Here is a 3,452-nt window from a genome sequence, read left to right on the forward strand (position 1 = left end):
AAAAGCATAAGAAATAAAAGATTACATTTAACATAAAAATCAATACGAATGAAATCAAGACTTGTTGACGAATTGCCAGAATTGGTAAGAAATAAAGTTATTTCGGAAGAAGTTGCCATAAAAATTCTGGGTTATTATCAATCACAAGAATCAGAAACGCCTAACAAATTATTTGCAATATTTGGTGTTTTAGGATCCTTATTAGTGGGATTGGGGATCATTCTGATTTTGGCCCATAATTGGGATTATTTTTCACGGGCATTGAAAACCGGTCTTGCTTTATTTCCTTTGATTTTAGGACAAGTATTGGCAGGCTATGCCATTCTTAAAAAGAAAAGTGGGACCTGGAAAGAGGCGTCTGGCACATTCCTGTTTTTTACAGTGGGTTCCAGTATTGGTTTGGTAAGCCAGATTTATAATATCCCTGGCGATTTAAGTACTTATGTATTGATTTGGATTTTGCTGTGTTTGCCGTTGATCTATCTATTAAAATCCAACGCCGTAGCCATGCTTCATATTGCCTTTTCGACTTTTTACGCGGTAAGTATAGGTTATGGATTTAATGGTCTTTCAGAAGCGCCTTGGATATATGTGCTGTTGCTTGCATTGTTAATGCCTCATTATTTGCAATTGCTAAAGCATCAATCGGAAGCCAATGTGACCTCCATTTTTAATTGGTTGCTGCCGTTAAGTGTTATCATTACGTTAGGCACATTCTTAGAACGTTATGGCGATTTAGGATATTTGACCTATATAATTTTATTTGGTCTTTTTTATAATATCGGAAAGCTTCCCATATTTGATGATCGGAAATTAAGACGTAATGGGTACCTCATATTTGGGTCTGTCGGAACGGTTGTGATGCTTTTGATTTGCAGCTTTATTGGGATTTGGAATTTCGATAGTGGATCCGATTTATTTGTATCTAAGGAGTTCTTAATGACGCTGTTATTATTTGGTGTCACTTTGGCACTCCTCATTTACTTGTATTCAAAACAATGGATGAAACAATTTAACCTGTTTCATTTTGTATTTATCATATTCACGGCATTCTTTTTTAGCGGCCTGTTAGATGGTTTGATCGCTGCCATATTCGTAAATATTCTTGTTTTGGTACTTGGGCTTGTCACGATAAAATTGGGGGCAGATAGATATCATTTCGGAATTCTTAATTATGGATTACTCATAATTACCGCGCTGATTGTGTGTCGCTTTTTTGATACGGATATGAGCTACGTCATTAGAGGGCTGTTATTTGTAATTGTTGGCGTGGGCTTCTTTTTGGCCAATTATATCATGCTAAAAAGGAAAAAATCAATTGTGAAAGTTTAAAATTAAGAAGATGAAATCAATCCATATATTTTCAATATTCGTAGTGGTCGTTTTGGCGCAACTCTTTGTTCCGGCTCAAATGATTCTTGATCAAGAAAACACCATTGCTAGGGGAACTGCTTATAAATTCAGAACGCAGCCTGTTGATCCGTCCGATCCTTTTAAAGGCAAATATATTTATTTAAATTACGACATCAGTTTTGCGGCTACCAACGATACCACTTGGGTAACTAATGCGCCTATTTATATAACATTTAAAACAGATAGTCTTGGTTTTGCCATGGTCAAAGATGTGTCCAAAGATGATCCGAAAGCGGGTGACTATCTAAAAACAAAAGTCACTTGGTACAACCGTTTTGACAATAGTGTTGGTTTTTCCTTTCCATTTAATGAGTTTTACATGAATGAAACAAAAGCTTATGACGCCGAATTAGCGCATGCTCAGGCACAAAGAGATTCTCTGCCAAACAATACGTATGCTTTGGTTTATGTTCTTAAGGGAAAAGCTGTTTTGGATAATGTGTTTATCAATGATATTCCAATTGCGGATTATGTTGAGAAGGAGTAGAGGTTGGAGGTTAGGAAATCTTTTTTATTTGGGACGGTTTTGGTCTATTTCCAAGAGGATAATGTATTTTGAATAAGGCTGAGTTGAGTTTTTAAAATGATATAATGTCGTATTTTGTTTTTTAGTATATATGTGTTTAAAATTGATTTGGGTATAGTTGGTTTATTTTTGTAATACGTTAGCAAATCATTCTATTTACTAGTATGGCCTCAAAAATATAAACCCCGATATTAATAGTTTATCCTTTTTAATCATAAGAAATCAGCGTTATCTGCGTTCCTTTCCTTGGTAGAACACTGATGACGCTGATGGAGCAGATTTACACTGATTTAAGTAGTTATACCAATACAATTCGTGTATTATTTTTAACAAATGTATGGTTATAATTGATTTCTCTATTGTCCGGAAAAGAATTAAGACACTTCGACAAGCTCAGTAACCGCCGCTCCGCTGATAGAGCCAAGAACAAAGACTAAACACGTAATTAATTGAAAATATGGGCTTGAAATTCATTATTAGAATGGATTATGATGTTTTAGAAATAGTTTTCAAAAACCGAGAAATGAAGGAGATTGAGGATGAAAAACGTTTAAAAGAACTTTATCGGTCAATATTCTTAGAAGATCAACGCAACTTTAATCGGACAACAATGAATTGATTTATGAAATACGACACTAAATCATTCTATTTAATTAAATTATAATTGAAGCAAATAGTCTTATGTTTTAATGATAGGAAGTGATATTCCTTGTGGCGGATGGCATGTGAAATTGTAATTTTAAAATGGAATTGATTATAAAAAAAACAGGACTAATTATCATTGCTTTAATTTGGTTTTTAGCTTTGATTATTTTAATCATCTCTCTGACCAATGTATATCCAGATACTGTTTTTCAAAAATATCGCACTGTCGTTGGGATTGTATTTATCATAATAACTGGATTTTTAAGACTAGCTTATAAATCTGTTAATAAGGTATCGAAATTGTAGACTTTCCTAAAATGGATTTATAAATTTAAAGAGCACTCCAATAAAATGAATCATTCATCTGTCTAAACGTTGAGATGCCAATTGCAATTAAATAAAAAATGCTTCAAGAAACCTTGAAGCATTTTTTTATAACTACAACTAACGCGTTAGCTCTTTGGATTTAAAATAGCGTCAATACGTTGCAGCGCATCCGTTAAATGGATTCTGCTCATATTGTCATTGGTTCTTGCTAAACCAGATTTGATTGTGCCTTCTAAAGTTTTCAATTCTGCTCTGGTGATTGCTCTAATGTCAGATTGGCTCACATCAACATTCGTTCTTGAAACAAATCGTCTGAAATTTGCCGGAATTGGAGTTTGTTCTTTGGTCATTAAAAAAGCCATTCTATCAATATAGCCACGCTGAAGATTTCTTCTGTAGGCATCTATTGCTTTACCGCTATTTAACTCACTAAAAACACCTTTGCGCAAATCTTGCATCATGTCCAATAAACCGTAAGCGTTTTTACCGTTGGCCGTTTCGTTTTCGCTCATACGTTGCATTCTTCCAAAATCAAGGATGT

Annotated in this window: 3 protein-coding genes; 2 read left to right on the plus strand and 1 reads right to left on the minus strand. The window is 34.2% G+C overall.

Annotated features, from left to right (window positions below; genetic code table 11):
• Nucleotides 1–48: 48 nt before the first annotated feature.
• Both ABIQ28_RS13250 and ABIQ28_RS13255 read left to right on the plus strand, forming a co-directional pair.
• Nucleotides 49–1,332 (plus strand): DUF2157 domain-containing protein, encoded by a 1,284-nt coding sequence (locus tag ABIQ28_RS13250; RefSeq protein WP_348038082.1) that lies wholly within the window; start codon nucleotides 49–51, stop codon nucleotides 1,330–1,332.
• 10 nt (nucleotides 1,333–1,342) lie between these two features.
• Nucleotides 1,343–1,900, plus strand: a complete 558-nt coding sequence (locus ABIQ28_RS13255; protein WP_348038084.1) for a GDYXXLXY domain-containing protein — start codon at nucleotides 1,343–1,345, stop codon at nucleotides 1,898–1,900.
• A gap of 1,136 nt (nucleotides 1,901–3,036) precedes the next feature.
• On the opposite strand, the gene ABIQ28_RS13260 is transcribed toward ABIQ28_RS13255, so the two are convergent.
• The coding region (locus ABIQ28_RS13260) for a zinc-dependent metalloprotease (protein ID WP_348038086.1) at nucleotides 3,037–3,452 on the minus strand (416 nt) is incomplete at its 5' end.

It is taken from the genome of Gelidibacter sp., from assembly GCF_039916245.1.
GTDB lineage: Bacteria > Bacteroidota > Bacteroidia > Flavobacteriales > Flavobacteriaceae > Gelidibacter.